The following is a 16,880-nucleotide window of genomic DNA, read 5'->3' on the forward strand; positions in this document are numbered from 1 at the left end:
AGGAGCCGAACATGTCACGACCGATCACCCTGTTCACCGGCCAGTGGGCCGACCTGCCGTTCGAGGAGGTGGCCCGGCTCGCGTCGGAGTGGGGCTACGACGGCCTGGAGATCGCCTGCTGGGGCGACCATCTGGATCCCTGGCGGTGGGACGAGGACGGCTACGTCCAGGGCAAAAAGGACATCCTGGAAAAATACAACCTGCAGGTCTTCGCGATCTCCAACCATCTCAAGGGCCAGGCGGTCTGCGACGATCCCATCGACCAAAGGCACCGGGACATCCTGCCCGACCAGGTGTGGGGCGACGGCGATCCGGAGGGCGTACGGCAGCGCGCCGCCGAAGAGATGAAGCACACCGCCCGGCTGGCTGCGGCACTGGACGTGAAGACGGTTGTTGGCTTCACCGGCTCGTCGATCTGGAAGTACGTGGCGATGTTCCCGCCGGTGTCCGCCGACGCCGTAGACGCCGGCTACCAGGACTTCGCCGACCGCTGGAATCCGATCCTGGACGTCTTCGACGAAGTGGGAGTCCGGTTCGCCCATGAAGTCCATCCCAGCGAAATCGCCTACGACTACTGGACCACGGTCCGCACGCTCGAAGCGATCGGACACCGTCCGGCGTTTGGGCTGAACTGGGATCCCAGCCACTTCGTCTGGCAGGACCTGGATCCGGTGAGCTTCCTCTGGGACTTCCAGGACCGGATCTACCACGTTGACTGCAAGGACACGAAGAAGCGGATGTCCAACGGGCGGAACGGCCGGCTGGGCTCCCACCTGCCCTGGGCGGACCCGCGCCGCGGCTGGGACTTTGTCTCCACCGGCCACGGCGACGTGCCATGGGAGGACGCGTTCAGGATGCTGAACAGCATCGGCTACGACGGCCCAATTTCGGTGGAGTGGGAGGACGCCGGCATGGACCGCCTGGTCGGCGCGCCGGAAGCGCTGGCCTTCGTCCGGTCCCTCGCCATGGAACCTCCGGAGGCAGCGTTCGACGCCGCTTTCTCCTCCCGCTAATTCCTGCAAAACCCCAAACGGTCCCGCGGCGATGTGCCGCGGGACCGTTCGGCTGGCAGGACCCTCTCGCCGGTTAGGACAGGCGCCAGTAAACCTCGTCGTCATTCTCCTCAGCGAGAATCATGCGCATGGTCAGCCGGGAGTCCTCCCCCAGGGCACTGTCCGGAACGTCGAAACACCTTTCAACGGTCACGGAGTCCCCCGCACTGAGCGGTTCCTGGTCAACGCTGCGCTGTCCGAGGCTGCTGGAGCAGCCCAGGACGCTGTAGATCCGGTTGTCGGTTCCGATCAGTTCCGCCGGCAGGTCGAGCCAGGGCCGGCCCTCACCGCTGCCGTTGTAGACGGCGGTGAAACGGGCAATCACGTAATTGTGGTCAGGTGCGCCGGATTCGGGATCCCGCTCCTGCACCTCAGCTGCGGCGTCCCGGTCCAGCTCGGTGAGCGTGACGGCGTAATCGCCCACGGTCACTTCCTCGCTTGCTGCGTTGGCCGGTTCGGAGACGAGGCTGCTGATGTAGCTCTCCGAGTATTCGTAGGAGTAGTCCTGCTCTTCGGCATCCAGGAGCTCTTCGGAATAGTCCTCGGTGTAGGAGTCCGTACCGGCTTCGGTCTCGCTTTCCCAGTAGCCCGCGTCCTGGAGCGACCCGACGACGAGGGTGTTCACGACAATCCCCACGACGATGGACAGCACCGAAACGGACAGGGCGGCGATGGACAGCGGCTTTGCGATGTTCTTGGACTTGATGCCCTTGATAAGTGCCGGAATGCCCAGCCCCACGCCAACGATCGCCAGCGGGAAGGCCACCACGTTCACGAACGGAATCCAGCACACGAGCAGGGCCAGGATGCCCAGGACCAGGGCTGCGATTGCCAGCCCCTTGCCCGGAGTGGGCGGCGGCGGCACGTAGTTGGGGTAGCCGGACTGACCGGGGTAGCCGGGGTGACCGGGGTAGCCGGGGTAACCGGGCTGGCCAGGGTAGCCGGGCTGCCCCTGGTTCCCGTACGGCCCCGGCTGAGCGGGGTAATTCGGCTGGTAGCTGGGGTAACCGGGCTGGCCGGGATGCGTGCCTTGGTTCCCTGGCTGGCCGAACTGCCCGGGCTGGTCTTGGCCCTGGCCGAACTGGCCGGGCTGGTCTTGGCCCTGGCCGGGCTGGCCGAACTGGCCCGGCTGGCCCGGGTAACCCTGGCCCTGGTGCTGGGGGGTCTGGCCGGCGTCGTTATCCTGGCCGGCGTCGTTGTCCTGGCCGGCGAAACCCTGGCCGGCCAAACCAGGGTACCCACCGGGGTTGGTGAACGGGGCTTGTTCCGGCTGTCCGGGGTGCCGGCTGCCGCCGGGTGCTGAGGGCGCGCCGGGAACCGAGGCGTAAGGGTTGTGCGGCGGCATCGGAGGCATCTGGTCCGTTCCGTAGGGAAGGGACGGCCCGCCGTCGAACCCACCGGGTGCTGCAAAGCCGCCTGCCTGTGCAGGCGCCGGCGCATCCGGTGCCTGCCCGGCCTCCGGCGGCAGCGGCGCCGTCGGCATGCCGTCATCCTGGTTGCCGGAGCCGCCATCACCGTGGCCGGCTTCGCCGGTATCAGCACCGGCCGCGCCAGCGGCGGCGTTGCCGGCATCTCCGGCGTCCACGACGGGACGGTTGCCGGCACCATCGGCGTCGGCCGCGCCGGTACCAGCACCGGCTGCGCCAGCGGCGGCGTTGCCGGTGCCGCTGACGGAATCGGCGCCTTCGCTGGCGTCGTGGTCCGCAGGCTCGGGCTGTCCCTGGTCCCTGTCCATGTCTTTTCCCCCAAATTGAGTTCTTCGTCTTGCGTTGAGGCGGACCGTCCAGAGACCGCCGCTACCTATCCTAGCCAAGCACAATTCCGTGTTCTGCCTAGTCACAGACCGCTGGGACAGTTCCAGCCGGGTTAGCTACCCGGAACGCACAGCAAAGGCCCGCCCCGCAGACGCGGAACGGACCCCTGCAGCGAACTGAGGCTACGCCAGGGCGGCCACCGCGGCGTCGTAGTCCGGTTCAGTGGTGATTTCGGGGACGAGCTGCGCGTGCAATACGCTGCCGTCCACGTCAAGAACGACGACGGCGCGGGCCAGCAGGCCCTGCAGCGGACCTTCGGCCTGGGTCAGCCCGAAGTCCTCGCCGAAGCTGCTCCGGAACGCCGATGCGGCAACGACGTTTTCGATGCCCTCTGCACCGCAGAACCGGCCAAGCGCGAACGGCAGGTCCTTGGAGACACAGACAACTGCAGTATTCTCAAGACCGGCAGCAATCTCGTTGAAACGCCGGACGCTGGCGGCGCAGACTCCGGTGTCAACGCTGGGGAAAATGTTCAGGACTATCCGTCGTCCGGCGAGGGCCTCGCTGGATACCTCGGACAGGTCGGTTCCAACCAGCAAGAACGCGGGAGCAGGAGTTCCCGCAGCGGGGAGTTCACCGGTGGTGCGGACAGGATTTTCTTTGAATGCGGTAGTTGCCATGCTCTGTGTTTATCACGTTCGCGTTGCCCGGCACGGCTACGTGACCTGCAGGAACATCCTGCAGCGAGAATCCCGCCAAAAAATTGCCGGGCAGGGGGGTTCCCTTCAGCAGTGACGGTGTTTTACTGAAAGTGGTTCCTTAAGGCGGGACCAGAACAGGTCCACTTGGCCGGGACCGAAAGGTTCATCGGCCGGACCTCGGAACGACTCCCTGGCTGCGGCTGGGGAGCCGTTCCGTGTGCGGCCGCACTCCAGTTTCAGGCACTGCCCAGTTTCAGGCACTGCCCAGTTTCAGGCACTGCCCAGTTTCAGGCACTGCCCAGTTTCAGGCACTGCCCAGTTTTAGGCACTGCCCAGTTTTAGGTACTGCCCAGTTTTAGGTGCTGCCCAGATTCAGGTCCTGCGCTGATCCGCTACTGAGCGGCCCAGTAAACGCGGTCGTCCCGGAATGAGAACAGGCTCTCCACCAGGATCTTTGCGTCGGTAATGGCTTCAGCCGGCACATCAAAGCAGACGGAGTAGCTGCCGGCACCGCCCTTGGTCAGCGTGGGGACCTCATGTGCCGGGTTTGGTGCAACGGCCGTGCACGTGGAGGTTGAATACTGCCGGGCATCCGAACCCGCAAGCTCGGCAGTGAGATCGACCCAGGGGTCACCTTCCTCGGCACCGTTGTAGACAACCGCCATATCAACCAGGACGTACTGGCCGGCAGGCGCCGCGTTGAACTGATTAGCTGCCACGACCTGGTCATTCGCGTTCAGGTTCACGCCGGTGACCGTGACGGTGTACTCACCGATTTCCGCCGAGGTCCCCACGGCGAGCGAATCAGCAGCGGCTTCAGTCTGCTCCGGGTCTGCTGCAACGACGCCGTCGGCGCTGTCTTCGATGGACTCCACGACTGAGTCGAGGGCAGCCGAGTACACGGCCTGCGTTGCGAACACACCGATGATCGAGAGGACGCTGAGGATCAGCCCGGCGATGGGCATCCCCTTCGGGGCGCGGCGCTTCGCGGCGGTCACCAGCGCCGCGATGCCAAAGCCGAGACCGGCAAGCCCAACGAACAGGAACACGTTGTTGAGCACGGGAACCCAGCAGAGAGCGAGGGCGACTATGCCCAGGACAAGGGCGGTGACGGCCAGCCCCTTCCCGGGTCTGGCGGGCGGAGCCGGGAGCGGTGCCGGAGCCGGCGAGTAGGTTTGGTTTTCCATTGCGAATCCCCCATAGGATGCGATGCCTGGCGGCCCCGCGGGGCCGCCGCAGGACGTTCTTGTCCTGCGCCGCCCACCCTAGGTGCCGCCTCTGACATTGCCTTCCGGCCGGACCCTGAACGCCTTCCCGCACCCCGGGCAGCGTGCCCGCTATTCCCCGGTGACGCCGTCGAGCAGCTCGCGGATGATGTCCAGATGGCCGCAGTGCCGGCCGGTCTCCTCGACCATGTGCACCAGCACCCAGCGCAGGTTGTGGCCCGCGCTGTCCTCGGCTTTGCACCTGTCCTCCAGGCCGTACCGGGCAGCGACCGCGCGGGACTCGTCGCAGGCCGCCCGGTAGTCGACAATGATCTCTGCCAGGCTGTCCTGTTCGGTGACCCGGAATTCGGCGTCGGGATCGTCGCTGCTCCAGCGGGTGGGAATTCCTTCCTGGCCGTCCAGCTGCGCACGGAACCACCAGCGTTCGACGTCGGCAAGGTGGCGGAGCAGCCCGGAAACCGTGAGCAGGGACGGCAGCACGCGGTGGGCAGCATCCGCATCGCTGAGCCCTTGGGCCTTATAGATAACGCTGGCACGCAGGTAGTCCAGGAAACCGTTGAGCGTTCCCCGCTCGTCGGCTGCGTCCGGCGGATCGATTCGTTCGTCTGTGAGCATCCGCCCAGCGTAGCGGCGCCCTGATCTGTGTGGTAAAGCCCCGCCGTCATAATGCGGCGACCCACGGGACGTGCGCCGGGCGCATCGGCGCCGCAAAAAAATCTCCCACACCCCTTGCAGCCGGGACACGGCGGGCGTACCTTCGTGGGTAATCAACCAGATGGTTGATCAACAAACGGGTTGGATACCGTGGGAACGGCGACAGCCCGCCGTTTGAAAACCGGCAGATTCAACTGCAACGCGAACGTTGGCCCTCATGACCGAAGCCCCGGAAGACGTCCTGCTGGACAGGGCGTTCCTGGCCCTGGCTGATCCGGCACGCCGCCGGATCATCGCCAGGCTGTCCCGGGGCCCGGCCACGGTCAACGAACTCGCCGAGCCCTTCGAAATCAGCAAGCAGGCGGTTTCGAAGCACATCCAGGTCCTCGAGCAGGCACAGCTGGTCACGCGAACCCGTGATGCGCAGCGCCGGCCCGTCCACCTGAACCCCGCACGGCTGGAGGCACTCACTGCCTGGATCGACCGTTACCGGCTGGTCATGGAAGGGCAGTTCCGCAGCCTGGATGCTGTGCTCCACCAACAGGCCGCCGAGCGCGGCCGGCAGTCAAAGGACCAACAATGACCAACGCACTGCAGCTCTCCGTCCCCGACGGCGTCCCCTTCATTGACTATTCGCGGGAACTCGATTTCCCCGTCGCGGACGTGTTCCGCGCCCACGCGGATCCGGACCTCATCAGCCAGTGGCTGGGACCGCGCGGCACGAAGATGGACATGGACCACTACGACTTCACCACCGGCGGGACCTACAAGTACACGCATATCGGTCCCGAGGGCATCCCGTACGACTTCACCGGAATCTTCCACACCGTCCGGGAGAACGAGTTCGCGATCCAGACGTTCGAGTTCTCCGGCTATCCCGACGTCGTCAGCCTCGAGTTCAATACCTTCGAGGACCTGGGCGACGGCCGCACGCGCATCACCGTGCATGCCGTGTATCCCACCCAGGAGGCACGTGACGGGATGGCAGCCTCCGGCATGGAGGACGGCATGACCGATTCGTACTCCCGGCTGGAGGAACTTCTCGCCTCCCGAGCCGAGATCAAGACCCCGCAGGAGGCATCATGACCAACGCACTGGAAGTCACCCTGCCCGACGGCGCACCGTACATCGACTACGTCCGCGAGTTCGACTACCCCGCATTGGAGGTCTTTCGCGCCCACGTCACGGCGGATGCCTACGCCCAGTGGGTGGGCCCAGACCACCTGGACACCCGCATCGACGCCTTCGAGGCCACCCCGGGCGGCTCCTACCGGTTCGTGCAGAGCGACGACGACGGCGAGTACGCCTTCCGCGGCGTCTTCCACAACATCCGGCCAGGCGAGTTCATCCTCCAGACCTTCGAATACGAGGGATATCCGGATCAGGCGAGCCTTGATTTCCTGCGCTTCGAGGACTTGCCCGGCGGACGGTCCAGGCTTGTTGGCCATTCGGTCTATCCATCGATCCAGACCCGGGATAACTTCGTGTCCTCGGGCATGGAATCAGGCATGGCCGCCGGCTACGACAAGCTCGAGCAGCTGCTCGCGTTCGCAACTGCCTGACTCCTGAGGACCACGTTTGGAGGAATCATGGATTGGACCCTGGAAGTCATCCGCGTACCGGTCAGCGACCTGGACCGCAGCATCGCGTTCTACTCCGACTCGGTTGGCTTCGACCTGGATCACCACACCGTCAACGAACACATGGCGTTCGCCCAGCTCACGCCCCCGGGATCGGGCTGCTCGATCGTCATCGGCCACCTGCCCGGTGACGAGTCCATGGAGCCCGGCTCCCTGAAGGGACTGCAGCTGGTGGTTCCGGATGCCGCTGCAGCCCGCGAACAACTGCTGTCCAGGGGCGTGGAGGCCGGCGACGTCACGGTGATGGATGAGCGCGACGGCGGCACCCTGTTCGGCTTCTCGGATCCGGACGGCAACACCTGGGTAGTGCAGCAGATCAAGGCGCGGGCGGACCATCCGCTGATCCCCTACAGCGCACGCCCGCAGCTGGGCGAGGGAATCTAGGCCGCAGGCTGCGGAAGCGGGCGGGAGCGCATCAGTCCGAGAGGGCTGCTGCGACCCGTTCGATTCCGTAGTCGAAGGCCTTGTCCAGGTCCCCGCCCAGCCGAAACGCCCCGGCCAGTTCCATGGTGATGAACCCGGTGAGCCACGCCGTCATGAACCGTGCAGCCTCCAGCGCCTCGGCGTCGCCCACCGCGTTCCGCGCCGCAGCCAGGACCGGTTCGCTGGCCCTTGCCAGGTCCTGGGCGGATGCCGTCCGCGTCTGGATCAGCCGGAATCCCTCCGGGTGCCCGTGCGCGAAAGACCGGTAGGTGCGGGCCAAACCCGCCAGGGATTCCTGTCCCTGCATCCGCTCCCGCAGGTCATCAAGGGTGGCAGCGGCAATCATCCCCAGCAGCTCGTCCCGGTCCCGAACCCGTTTGTAGAGCGACGGAGCCCGGACACCCACCCTGGCGGCCACCGCATTCATGGTGACGCGGTCCGGCCCGCCCTCTTCGAGGGCCTCCCGGCCCGCGGCGACGATTGCTTCGAGGGAGGTTCGCTGAGGCGAAGGCATGGTTCTCCTGGCATTTCGCTGGCTATTGACATTAGCCATCATAGCTAATTACGTTAGCCATATAGCCCGGACACACCGGACACCCACTAGGAGACAGCCATGAAGCTCGCACCCAACCTGCACCGGATCGGCAATGACATTGTTGCCGCCTACCTGGTGGTGGCCGACGGCGGCATCACCGTTGTAGACGCGGGTCTCGCCGGGCACTGGCGGAACCTGCAGCGCGAGCTCACTGCCCTGGACAAGACCCTCGAAGACATCCGCGGCGTTGTCCTGACGCACGGCGACTCGGACCACATCGGCTTCGCGGAGCGCCTCCGGCTGCAGACCGGCGTGCCGGTATATATCCACGCGGCAGACGCGGCCCGGGCCCAGGGAACGGAAAGCTACAAGCCGGCACCGGGGTCTGCGCGCGGCATGCGGCCGGGTCCCGCGGCGCGGTTCCTCGCCTATTCAATGGGCAAGCAGGGTTGGCGCACCCATTACCTCACCGACGTCATTCCGGTTGCGGACGGCGACGTGCTGGACCTCCCGGGCTCACCACGGATCATCGGACTTCCCGGGCACTCCCCCGGCAGCGTTGCGGTCCACGTTCCCGAGGTGAAGGCCCTGTTCGTCGGGGACGCACTGACCACCCGGAATGTGCTCACCGGCAGGACGGGGCTGCAGCCCTCGCCCTTCACGGACGATCCAGCCCGGGCCCTGGAAACACTGGACCGGCTCACGCCACTCTCTGACGTGGAATGGGTCCTGCCCGGCCACGGCGCACCGTGGAATGGTCCGGTCAGCGAACTGGCCGGTTCCGTGCGCGCCGGGGCCTGAGCGGGAACCTCCACCGGGCCGCCCGGGTCAGCGTCCCCCGGGTCCAGCGACTCGGCACGGCGGTCCAACAGCAGCGGTGTCGCCACTGCTTCCCGAACGGTCCCCTCCAGGTATTCCACCGGAGCGAGGATGTCCGCCAGGGTGTGCATGGTCAGCACCGGGGAATTGCAGACGGGTCCACGGCGGCTGCCAGACTGGTCAGAGGACGCCGATGTCCTCGTTCCACAGAGCGGGATAGTCGGTCATGAACTCCTCCATCAGCATCACGCACGCCGGATCACCCAGAACCTCTACCTGCACCCCGCGTTCGCGCAGCAGGTCCTCCGGGCCGCGGTAGTTGCTGTTCTCCCCAATGATCACGTGTGGAATCCGGTACAGCAGGATCGCTCCGGTGCACATTTCGCAGGGGGAAAGCGTGGTGACCATCGTCGCCCGTGAGTAGGAGCCCGCGGGCAGCCGGCCGGCGTGCTCCAGGCAGTCCATTTCGGCGTGCCGAATAACGCTGCCCAGCTGCTGGCGGCGGTTGTGGCCGGTCGCCACGATGGTGCCGTCAATATACATGGCCGCGCCTATGGGGATGCCTCCCTCGTCTTTGCCCTTTCGGGCGGCGTTCAGGGCGGGCAACAGCAGCTCCGATGTCATTTCCCCACATTAGGACTCCGGGTTCCGGCGCGGAAGGCCCTCCCCTTCCCGAGCCGTCCGGGTACCCTCCAACGTTGTTCCCTGCGCTGTTCCTGAGCGGAAAGCTGCCACCTTTTCCCGCACCGCCGGGGCCACCTCCGCACCGAACCGGGTGATGGCGCCGGCGTCGTCGGACGCGAGGATGAACCCCGAGATCCCGTGCTCCAAAGCCATGCCAGTAAGTTCTTCCACCCATCGGGTCACGGGCCCCTGAAGCAGTCCCCTGCCCGTTGCCTCGAACGAGCCGCTGATGTTCAGCAGCCGGCGCACCGCGGCAGGATCCCGCCCGGCGGCGGCAGCGGCGTCGTCAATCTGGGCGTTCAGCGGCACCAGGTCGACCGGCCCGCCGCGCAGGTAACCCAACGACGGCAGCCAGCCGTCCGCGGCCTCTCCGGTGAGGCGCAGCATGCGCGGCTTATAGGCACCAAGCCAGATGCCGACGTCGCGCGCCGGCGCAGGACCCCGCTTGGCACCGATCACCCGGTGGATCCTGCCGTCCACCCGCAGCGGAGCTGAATCGCCCGCGTTCCAGACCCCGCGGATGATGCGTATTGCCTCTTCGAGGCCCGTGACGGCATCGCCCGGAGTGAGCCGCTGACCTCCCGCAGCCGCGATCGCGTCCCAGAACGCTCCGGTGCCAAGCCCCAGTTCGAGCCGTCCGCCGCTGAGCAGGTCCAGGCTCGCGGCGCTGCGGGCTATCACCACGGGCTGTCGCAGCGGCAGGTTGAGCACGTCCGGCACCAGCCGGATCCGGGAGGTGCGTGCCGCCGCGTAGGAGAGCAGCGTCCAGGTGTCCAGGAACCTTGGCTGGTACGGGTGGTCCTGGAACGCGGCCAGGTCCAGCCCCGCCTTCTCCGCAGTGACAACCAATTCCACGGCCTGCTGCGCAGGCGCTGCAACGGGAGTGATGAAGGCTCCGAAGAGCAGGTCGCGGCCGTAGTCGGGCATGGTTTGCGGCTCCTTCGGGGAGGCTGTCTGCCGTTCTGCCCGCCAGTCTAGTGCCGGGTGCGCACTCCAGCGCCGGGTGCGCCGATGCGCTCCGGGGTTTGTAGGCTGGAAGGCGTGCCTTCATTTTTCCCCGCTTCCGCCGGTGCCGGCCGCTTTGCTCCGAGTCCGTCCGGCGAACTGCACGTCGGCAACCTGCGGACCGCCATGCTCGCCTGGCTGTTCGCGCGCAGCAGCGGACGCCGGTTCATCCTCCGCGTGGAGGACCTGGACCGTGCCCGGGCAGGAGCGGAGGAGGTGCAGCTGCGAGATCTCGCCGCCGTCGGCCTGGACTGGGACGGCGAGGTGATCCGCCAGTCCGACCGGACACAGGTTTACCTTGAGGCGATCGCGAGCCTCCGGGCCGAGGGACGGGTCTACGAGTGCTTCTGCACCCGTGCAGAAATCTCCGATGCGCCGCGGGCACCGCATTCCCCGCCCGGCGCGTATCCCGGCACCTGCCGGGGTCTCTCCGAAGCTGAACGGGAACGACGGCGGCGCGACCGTCCCCCGGCCCTGCGGCTGCGCGCGGATGTGCAGGAGTACACGGTCCATGATGTGCTGCACGGCCCGTACACCGGAGTGGTGGACGATTTGGTGCTGCTGCGCAACGACGGCGTGCCGCCCTACAACCTCGCTGTCGTCGTCGACGATGCCGCCCAGGGCATAGACCAGGTGGTCCGCGGGGACGACCTCCTCTCCTCCACACCCCGGCAGGCGTACCTGGCGTCCCTGCTCGGGCTGCCTCCGGTCGAGTACGTCCACGTTCCGCTGGTCCTCTCGGAGAGCGGCAGGCGGCTGGCGAAGCGCGACGGCGCCGTCACCCTGGGCGCGCTGGCGGAACTGGGGATTTCCGCGCCGGAAGCGGCCGCGGTAATCCTTCAGTCGCTGGGTCTTCCCGGCACCCTGCCCGAAGCGCTGGAGGCTTTTGATCCGGCCCGGTTGCCGCGGGAACCGTGGATCTTCACCCCGCCCTCGGCGTCGTCCTCCTCCTGAGATCCGCTGGTGCACTGCCCCGGATTGGGTGTTAACTGGGGCGCATGCCCCTAACCGGTGAGTATGTCCCCAGTACCTCCAAGCGCGCCCGCGACCAGGCGGAGGAAATTGAGTCCTCCGGAGGCACCCGCGGCACCACCATGGGCGGACGGCCAGTGGTGCTGCTGACCACCAAGGGCGCAAAGAGCGGGAAGCTGCGCAAGACTCCGCTGATGCGGGTGGAGCACGACGGCGATTACGCCGTCGTCGCATCCATGGGCGGAGCGCCGAAGCATCCCGTCTGGTACTTCAACGTCAAGGCACACCCCCATGTGGAGCTGCAGGACGGCCCGCAGAAGTGGGACATGACAGCCCGCGAGATCACCGGCGAGGAGAAGGCCGTCTGGTGGGAGCGTGCCGTTGAGGCGTACCCGCCGTATGCGGACTACCAGGCCAAGACGGACCGGGAGATTCCGGTCTTTGTGCTCGAGCGGATGGAAGTCGCCTAGCCCGGTTCCCCGGGTACGGCTTCCCCGGGTACGCGGGGCAGGTCCACCTGCATCCAGCTGACGTCCTGCCAGGCGCCGTGTTTCCAGCCCACGCGGCGGAACACGCCAACGGGCTGAAATCCCAGTACCGTGTGCAGCCTTTCACTGGCTGGATTGGGCAGCGTCATGCCCGCCACTGCCGTCCGGTAACCCAGTTGTCCGAGGCGTTGGAGCAGCGCTGTGCAGAGGGCGGATCCGATGCCCCTCCCCCAGGCTGACTGGGCCAGATAGACGCTGGTTTCCGCGGTCCGTGCGTAGGCCGGGCGACTTCGCCAGCTACCGGCGTATGCGTAGCCGGCCACCCCGCCGTCGTGCTCTGCCACGAGCCACGCGTGCCGTTCCTGCGCTGCGGCTATCCGGTCCGCCATCTCCTGCGCCGTTGGAGGGTCCGTCTCAAAGGACACCTCGGTGCTCAGGACGTAGGGACTGTAGATCGCTGCGCACGCGACGGCGTCCGCTGGTGTTGCGTCCCGGATGGTAGCTCGCATGGGCTTGATGCTAGCGAACTCCTCAGAGCGCAACAGTCCGCGTAACCCACAACCGGTAGCGGAAGCCGCCGATCCGTAGCGTGAAAACAGGCGCATCGACTTTGGCCCGTCTGCGGCGTCTCGCCGGTCGAGGCAGCTGGTCCTCGCGTTGGTGTTCGTGCCTCAGGCGTTCCGCGGACTGTATCCGCTCCGCATAGTCGAGTTTGGCAAGTTCAATTTCAAGCAGGCCCATGTCCGTTCTTCCTCTGCGTTCTTATCCACGGCCAGGCTCGCAAGACTCCTGCGAATCCCGGTACGGAACTGCCTCCACGCTAGGCGCGCCCGGGGAACTGCTCGACGGACATCAGGACAGTTTGGGTCCGCGATAAAACGCCATGCGGACACCTTTGGTCCGCATAGCCTTCAACGACTCAGTGCAGCGTCAGGACGTGCAGCCGACGCCGTCGCCGTCGCCGTCGAACTTCGGGTCCCAGCCCTGATCGCCGGGACGAATGGGAGCTGCTCCCGCGGCCTTGACGGCCGCGCAATTGGCGTAGACCGGCGTCGTACTTCTCTGCCCTTCGGCAGCATCCTGCACCGCGCCGGCAGCCGGAGCGGTCCGTGGCGCGGTTCCTTCGCGTGCCGGCACGGGTTCCTCCGGGCATGCGGCCAGGACTGCGGCGATTGCGTCGTGCTCCGCCTGCGTCATCCACAACCGGTACTCAGCCTTGACTGCCGTCTGGCGCGCAACGTATTCGCAGCGGAAGGCCTTGTTCGAAGGAAGCCAGGTGGCGGCGTCGGAATCTGATTTCGCACCGTTTGCCGGGCCGTCCGCGGCGAACAGGTTCAGCGGATCGTTGGCGAGCTGGCGGCGCTCTTCCGCGGTGAGCTGCTGCGCGCCCTTCTGCCACGCGTCCGAGAGCGCCACCACGTGGTCGATCTGAACGGCGGTGCTGGTGGTGTTTCCGCGGACAAAGCTGATGATGGTGCCGGTGTAAGGGTCCGCGAAGGCCCCCGAAGCGACTACACAGTCCTGGGTTCCCGGCTTGAAGGACTCCTCGGTCAGGTCCCGCGCGAGGATGTCGTTGCGGGTGTCGCAGCCGTTGCGGTCGACGTCGGCCCAGGCCGGTCCGAACTCCCCGCGGCTGTAGCCGGTTTTCGGTGCCCTGCCCTTGACGGGAATGCTGCCGAGCTGTTCGAGCGCGGTCCCCGCCTGTACCTGGACCGGGGCTTGGGTCTGCACCTCAGACTGGATCCCGGCCTCCGCGGACGGAGGTGCGGCAGAAGTTCCGGTGTCCTGCGGAGCGCAGGCTGTGCCGAACAGGATCAGCGGGGCGGTAGCGGCGGAAAGCAGGGCGGAGCGCAGGTATTTCATCGCCGTCAATTATCCGCGCCGTCATTGGCATTCCCGGGTAGGCTCGCGGGCTGCCCTTCCGCCGCGCCGCGTGCTCCGCGTAGATTCGCAGCAGGACACCACTCGCAAGGAGATTCTTATGGCCACGGGCAAGAACGGTTCCCGGTCCGGTACCAAGGCTGGCCAGGCGCCGGCGGAGGAAACCGCGGAGCGCAAAGCAGCGTCCGACGCCGCGACGTCCGGTTCCGAAACGTCCGGTTCCGCGACGTCCGGTTCCGAAAGGGACAGGGTCTCGGTGGCTGAGGACTACGCCGCTGAGCTCGATGAGCTCGGCGAACTGGATTCGAAGACCCGCAAGGTCCGGGACAAGTCCGACGACGCCTGGCGGCACAACTACCCCTACGACAAGAAGCTCAGCCGCCGCAGCTATGAGCGGCAGAAGCGGCAGCTGCAGATCGAACTGCTCAAGATGCAGCTGTGGGTCAAGGACACCGGCCAAAAAATGCTGATCATCTTCGAAGGCCGCGACGCCGCGGGCAAGGGCGGTGCCATCAAGCGTTTCAACGAACACCTCAATCCCCGCGGTTCACGGGTGGTGGCGCTGGAAAAACCCACCGACCAGGAACGCACGCAGTGGTACTTCCAGCGCTACATCTCCCACTTGCCCAGCGGCGGGGAGATCGTGATGATGGACCGCTCCTGGTACAACCGTGCCGGCGTCGAACGCGTGATGAACTACTGCACGCCGGCACAGTACCTGGAGTTCATGCGGGAAGTTCCCGAGCTGGAGCGCATGCTGGTGAATTCGGGCGTTCTGCTGCGCAAGCTCTGGTTCTCCGTGGGCCGCGCGGAACAGCTGGCACGGTTCGCGGCACGGGAAACGGACCCCGTGAAGCAGTGGAAGCTCTCCCCCACAGACCTTGCCAGCCTGGATAAGTGGGATGACTACACGCAGGCGAAGGAAGCGATGTTCTTCTACACGGACACGGGTGATTCACCCTGGACCGTGGTGAAATCGAATGACAAAAAACGCGCCAGGCTTGAGGCCATGCGTTATGTCCTCGCCAGTGTCGACTACCCGAACAAGGACGCCGGCATTGCGCACGCCCCGGATCCGCTGATTGTGGGGCCTGCTGCGAGCCACATTGAGGAAGGCGAGGAGCCCGACGGGCTGTTTCCGGTCGTCAAACCGCAGTACTGAGCACGCGTTGCCTAGAATGAAGGGGTGACTGCCACCCCGGAATCCGCATGAGTTCGCGCCTGCACAGCCTCGTCATCGAATCATTGGGGCGGCGGATCGTGTCCGGTGAGCTTCACGCCGGGGACACGATGCTCTCTGAACAGCTCGAGACTGAACTGAACGTCTCCCGTTCCGTTGCCCGCGAGGCTGTCCGGGTACTGCAGTCCCTTGGCTTGGTGGAGACCGTCAAACGCGTTGGCATCCGGGTTCTGCCGGAGACTTCCTGGAACGTCTTCGATCCGTACATCGTCCGCTGGCGGCTTGCGGCCAAGACCGGCAAGGGCGCCCAGCTGCGTTCACTGACGGAGCTGCGTTCCGCCGTCGAGCCTGCCGCCGCCGAGCTTGCGGCACAGTACGCTCCGGAGGACATGTCCGCCGAGCTGATGGCTGTTGCAGCGAAGATGCGTGCCGTGGGCCGTGCGGGAGACCTGCAGCAGTTCCTGGAGCTGGACATCCACTATCACGCACTGGTCCTGGCTGCTTCGGGGAACGAGATGTTCGGCCAAATGCAGTCCATGATCGCGGAGGTCCTGCGCGGTCGGACGGATTACGGGCTGATGCCGTCACGGCCGCACGAGGAAGCACTCCAGTGGCACGTCGACGTCGCCAACGCCATCCAGGCGGGCAACCCTGATGCTGCACGTGAAGCGATGGACCAGATCATGCGCCGGACCAAGTCCGAAGTCGAGAGTGTCTGGAGCGATGAACCCCGCATCTTCTCTCCGCCGGAGCGGCCGGGGGTTGTGGAGGGGTAGTTGCGTGGTCGGTGCCGGTTGGCGGTGGGCGCTGGCGGGCGGCGGGCGCTGGCGGCGGTGGCGCCGGCGGCGGTGTTGGAGGGGCCGGCGGCGGCTGGTGTTGGAGGGGCCGGCGGCGGCTGGTGTTGGAGGGGCCGGCGGCGGCTGGTGTTGGAGGGGCCGCGGGCGCTGGCGGCGGTGGCGCCGCAGGCGCTGATGCCGGAGGGCCAACCGCGGGCACTGGTGCGGGTGGCCAGCGGCGGGCGCTGGCGCCGGAGGGGCCGCAGAGGCCGCAGGTGCCAGCGGCGGGTGCCAGCGGCGGGTGCCAGCGAAGGTGCTGGCACCGGGACGGCGGCGAGCATGGCTCGCCCACTATCCCTCCCCGACGACGCGCACGCACCACGCACAGAAGTTGTTTTCCCCATCGCCGCCCCATACTGGCCCATCACCATGGGGAAATTCATAGCCTGTGGGCATGTTGGAAATGGAAGCACGGCCGCCCTCCCTGCGGCATCCCCCGGCGCAGTCCGGTCCGTTATCGGGCCGACCCGTACCTATTTCGGAGAGGTTTCACGGTCCTGCTGAGCCAGATCGGTTCTCTGCGGCAGATCGGCTCACGGCGACAGATCGGTTCTCTGTGGCAGATCGGCACTCGGAGGCAAATCAAGATTCCGTTAGCGGACGTCCAGAATCGCCTCCTGCCTCGCGTGGGCTGTTGGACAACGTAAGCGTGTGGCTGCACTGCCTGCGGGACCCGGCTACCTGTTCAGACCTTTCTGACGCCTGGGCTGATCCCCAACTCATTGATCTGTTGCGGGTGCTGGAGGAACTGAAATCGGCTGCCGCGGCGGTTCAGGCCCGGGCTGCGGCTGCATTTGATGCCTCCCAGCGCCGGGCCCAGGCCCGTGCCGGTGTCCCGGCCGAGCATCTTGGCCGCGGTGTCGGAGCGCAGGTAGCCCTTGCCCGCAGGGACTCCCCGCACCGCGGCAGCCGGCACCTGGGATTCGGCAAGACACTGGTCCACGAAATGCCGCACACCCTGGCAGCCCTCGCATCCGGAGTGCTCAGTGAATGGCGGGCAACCCTCCTGGTCCGGGAGACAGCCTGCCTG

18 protein-coding genes and 2 pseudogenes are annotated in these 16,880 nt (G+C 66.5%); 11 read left to right on the top strand and 9 right to left on the bottom strand.

Features of this window, described 5'->3' with window-relative positions; translation table 11 throughout:
• Window positions 1-11 precede the first annotated feature (11 nt).
• On the top strand, window positions 12-1,013 hold the full coding sequence (locus ITX31_RS04270; protein WP_194782197.1) for a sugar phosphate isomerase/epimerase family protein: 1,002 nt from the start codon (window positions 12-14) through the stop codon (window positions 1,011-1,013).
• 73 nt (window positions 1,014-1,086) lie between these two features.
• Here ITX31_RS04270 and ITX31_RS04275 read toward each other — a convergent pair whose 3' ends face one another.
• The 4 genes from ITX31_RS04275 to ITX31_RS04290 form a co-directional block, all read right to left on the bottom strand.
• Complete coding sequence (locus tag ITX31_RS04275; RefSeq protein WP_194782198.1) at window positions 1,087-2,787, bottom strand: DUF4190 domain-containing protein; 1,701 nt, start codon at window positions 2,785-2,787, stop codon at window positions 1,087-1,089.
• Between the two features lie 201 nt (window positions 2,788-2,988).
• Window positions 2,989-3,486 (bottom strand): thiol peroxidase, encoded by a 498-nt coding sequence (gene tpx, locus ITX31_RS04280; RefSeq protein WP_194782199.1) that lies wholly within the window; start codon window positions 3,484-3,486, stop codon window positions 2,989-2,991.
• A 413-nt stretch (window positions 3,487-3,899) separates the two neighbouring features.
• On the bottom strand, window positions 3,900-4,694 hold the full coding sequence (locus ITX31_RS04285; RefSeq protein WP_194782200.1) for a DUF4190 domain-containing protein: 795 nt from the start codon (window positions 4,692-4,694) through the stop codon (window positions 3,900-3,902).
• 150 nt (window positions 4,695-4,844) lie between these two features.
• A complete protein-coding gene (locus tag ITX31_RS04290; RefSeq protein WP_194782201.1) occupies window positions 4,845-5,348 on the bottom strand; it encodes a DinB family protein in 504 nt (167 codons plus the stop codon).
• A gap of 256 nt (window positions 5,349-5,604) precedes the next feature.
• On the opposite strand from ITX31_RS04290, the pseudogene ITX31_RS04295 reads away from it, so the two are divergent.
• The 4 genes and pseudogenes from ITX31_RS04295 to ITX31_RS04310 form a co-directional block, all read left to right on the top strand.
• Window positions 5,605-5,922, top strand: a pseudogene (locus ITX31_RS04295) (ArsR/SmtB family transcription factor); the annotation flags it as partial.
• Between the two features lie 44 nt (window positions 5,923-5,966).
• Complete coding sequence (locus ITX31_RS04300; protein WP_194782203.1) at window positions 5,967-6,473, top strand: SRPBCC family protein; 507 nt, start codon at window positions 5,967-5,969, stop codon at window positions 6,471-6,473.
• Window positions 6,470-6,949 carry an SRPBCC family protein gene (locus ITX31_RS04305; RefSeq protein WP_194782204.1) on the top strand — a complete coding sequence of 160 codons (480 nt, stop codon included), beginning with the start codon at window positions 6,470-6,472 and terminating at the stop codon, window positions 6,947-6,949. Before ITX31_RS04300 ends, ITX31_RS04305 begins: the two co-directional genes overlap by 4 nt.
• A 27-nt stretch (window positions 6,950-6,976) precedes the next feature.
• The gene (locus ITX31_RS04310; RefSeq protein WP_194782205.1) at window positions 6,977-7,411 is read left to right on the top strand and encodes a VOC family protein; all 435 of its coding nucleotides are present in this window, start codon (window positions 6,977-6,979) and stop codon (window positions 7,409-7,411) included.
• Window positions 7,412-7,442: 31 nt separating this feature from the next.
• Here the strand turns inward: ITX31_RS04310 and ITX31_RS04315 are convergent, their stop codons facing one another.
• Entirely contained in the window at window positions 7,443-7,964 is a 522-nt protein-coding gene (locus tag ITX31_RS04315; RefSeq protein WP_194782206.1) for a TetR/AcrR family transcriptional regulator, read from the bottom strand.
• 99 nt (window positions 7,965-8,063) lie between these two features.
• Here ITX31_RS04315 and ITX31_RS04320 point away from each other — a divergent pair, with 99 nt between their 5' ends.
• Entirely contained in the window at window positions 8,064-8,786 is a 723-nt protein-coding gene (locus ITX31_RS04320) for an MBL fold metallo-hydrolase (protein ID WP_194782207.1), read from the top strand.
• Between the two features lie 198 nt (window positions 8,787-8,984).
• Here ITX31_RS04320 and ITX31_RS04325 read toward each other — a convergent pair whose 3' ends face one another.
• Both ITX31_RS04325 and ITX31_RS04330 read right to left on the bottom strand, forming a co-directional pair.
• Complete coding sequence (locus ITX31_RS04325) at window positions 8,985-9,428, bottom strand: nucleoside deaminase (RefSeq protein ID WP_194782208.1); 444 nt, start codon at window positions 9,426-9,428, stop codon at window positions 8,985-8,987.
• Between the two features lie 9 nt (window positions 9,429-9,437).
• Window positions 9,438-10,415 (bottom strand): LLM class flavin-dependent oxidoreductase, encoded by a 978-nt coding sequence (locus ITX31_RS04330; RefSeq protein ID WP_194782209.1) that lies wholly within the window; start codon window positions 10,413-10,415, stop codon window positions 9,438-9,440.
• 114 nt (window positions 10,416-10,529) lie between these two features.
• Here ITX31_RS04330 and gluQRS point away from each other — a divergent pair, with 114 nt between their 5' ends.
• Window positions 10,530-11,447 carry a tRNA glutamyl-Q(34) synthetase GluQRS gene (gene gluQRS / locus ITX31_RS04335; protein ID WP_323745579.1) on the top strand — a complete coding sequence of 306 codons (918 nt, stop codon included), beginning with the start codon at window positions 10,530-10,532 and terminating at the stop codon, window positions 11,445-11,447.
• A gap of 44 nt (window positions 11,448-11,491) precedes the next feature.
• On the top strand, window positions 11,492-11,935 hold the full coding sequence (locus ITX31_RS04340; RefSeq protein WP_194782210.1) for a nitroreductase family deazaflavin-dependent oxidoreductase: 444 nt from the start codon (window positions 11,492-11,494) through the stop codon (window positions 11,933-11,935).
• On the opposite strand, the gene ITX31_RS04345 is transcribed toward ITX31_RS04340, so the two are convergent.
• Both ITX31_RS04345 and ITX31_RS04350 read right to left on the bottom strand, forming a co-directional pair.
• Window positions 11,932-12,462, bottom strand: a complete 531-nt coding sequence (locus ITX31_RS04345; RefSeq protein ID WP_194782211.1) for a GNAT family N-acetyltransferase — start codon at window positions 12,460-12,462, stop codon at window positions 11,932-11,934. The genes ITX31_RS04340 and ITX31_RS04345 overlap by 4 nt on opposite strands.
• Window positions 12,463-12,883: 421 nt before the next feature.
• Window positions 12,884-13,816 (bottom strand): GmrSD restriction endonuclease domain-containing protein, encoded by a 933-nt coding sequence (locus ITX31_RS04350; RefSeq protein ID WP_194782212.1) that lies wholly within the window; start codon window positions 13,814-13,816, stop codon window positions 12,884-12,886.
• Window positions 13,817-13,934: 118 nt separating this feature from the next.
• On the opposite strand from ITX31_RS04350, the gene ppk2 reads away from it, so the two are divergent.
• The 3 genes and pseudogenes from ppk2 to ITX31_RS04365 form a co-directional block, all read left to right on the top strand.
• A complete protein-coding gene (ppk2, locus tag ITX31_RS04355) occupies window positions 13,935-14,996 on the top strand; it encodes a polyphosphate kinase 2 (RefSeq protein WP_194782213.1) in 1,062 nt (353 codons plus the stop codon).
• A gap of 47 nt (window positions 14,997-15,043) precedes the next feature.
• Window positions 15,044-15,790, top strand: a complete 747-nt coding sequence (locus tag ITX31_RS04360) for a FadR/GntR family transcriptional regulator (RefSeq protein WP_194782214.1) — start codon at window positions 15,044-15,046, stop codon at window positions 15,788-15,790.
• A 724-nt stretch (window positions 15,791-16,514) separates the two neighbouring features.
• Window positions 16,515-16,880: pseudogene (locus ITX31_RS04365) on the top strand (HNH endonuclease); the annotation flags it as partial.

The organism is Arthrobacter gandavensis (assembly GCF_015355785.1).
GTDB lineage: Bacteria > Actinomycetota > Actinomycetes > Actinomycetales > Micrococcaceae > Arthrobacter_B > Arthrobacter_B gandavensis_A.

Excerpts from the sequence above, each read along its gene's own strand:
- ITX31_RS04330 (WP_194782209.1), bottom strand. The coding sequence starts at position 10,415 with ATGCCCGACTACGGCCGCGACCTGCTCTTCGGAGCCTTCATCACTCCC.
- ppk2 (WP_194782213.1), top strand. The coding sequence starts at position 13,935 with ATGGCCACGGGCAAGAACGGTTCCCGGTCCGGTACCAAGGCTGGCCAG.
- tpx (WP_194782199.1), bottom strand. The coding sequence starts at position 3,486 with ATGGCAACTACCGCATTCAAAGAAAATCCTGTCCGCACCACCGGTGAA.
- ITX31_RS04285 (WP_194782200.1), bottom strand. The coding sequence starts at position 4,694 with ATGGAAAACCAAACCTACTCGCCGGCTCCGGCACCGCTCCCGGCTCCG.
- ITX31_RS04305 (WP_194782204.1), top strand. The coding sequence starts at position 6,470 with ATGACCAACGCACTGGAAGTCACCCTGCCCGACGGCGCACCGTACATC.
- ITX31_RS04275 (WP_194782198.1), bottom strand. The coding sequence starts at position 2,787 with ATGGACAGGGACCAGGGACAGCCCGAGCCTGCGGACCACGACGCCAGC.
- ITX31_RS04325 (WP_194782208.1), bottom strand. The coding sequence starts at position 9,428 with ATGACATCGGAGCTGCTGTTGCCCGCCCTGAACGCCGCCCGAAAGGGC.
- ITX31_RS04290 (WP_194782201.1), bottom strand. The coding sequence starts at position 5,348 with ATGCTCACAGACGAACGAATCGATCCGCCGGACGCAGCCGACGAGCGG.
- ITX31_RS04320 (WP_194782207.1), top strand. The coding sequence starts at position 8,064 with ATGAAGCTCGCACCCAACCTGCACCGGATCGGCAATGACATTGTTGCC.
- ITX31_RS04360 (WP_194782214.1), top strand. The coding sequence starts at position 15,044 with ATGAGTTCGCGCCTGCACAGCCTCGTCATCGAATCATTGGGGCGGCGG.
- ITX31_RS04300 (WP_194782203.1), top strand. The coding sequence starts at position 5,967 with ATGACCAACGCACTGCAGCTCTCCGTCCCCGACGGCGTCCCCTTCATT.
- ITX31_RS04350 (WP_194782212.1), bottom strand. The coding sequence starts at position 13,816 with ATGAAATACCTGCGCTCCGCCCTGCTTTCCGCCGCTACCGCCCCGCTG.
- ITX31_RS04345 (WP_194782211.1), bottom strand. The coding sequence starts at position 12,462 with ATGCGAGCTACCATCCGGGACGCAACACCAGCGGACGCCGTCGCGTGC.
- ITX31_RS04315 (WP_194782206.1), bottom strand. The coding sequence starts at position 7,964 with ATGCCTTCGCCTCAGCGAACCTCCCTCGAAGCAATCGTCGCCGCGGGC.
- ITX31_RS04340 (WP_194782210.1), top strand. The coding sequence starts at position 11,492 with ATGCCCCTAACCGGTGAGTATGTCCCCAGTACCTCCAAGCGCGCCCGC.
- ITX31_RS04270 (WP_194782197.1), top strand. The coding sequence starts at position 12 with ATGTCACGACCGATCACCCTGTTCACCGGCCAGTGGGCCGACCTGCCG.
- ITX31_RS04310 (WP_194782205.1), top strand. The coding sequence starts at position 6,977 with ATGGATTGGACCCTGGAAGTCATCCGCGTACCGGTCAGCGACCTGGAC.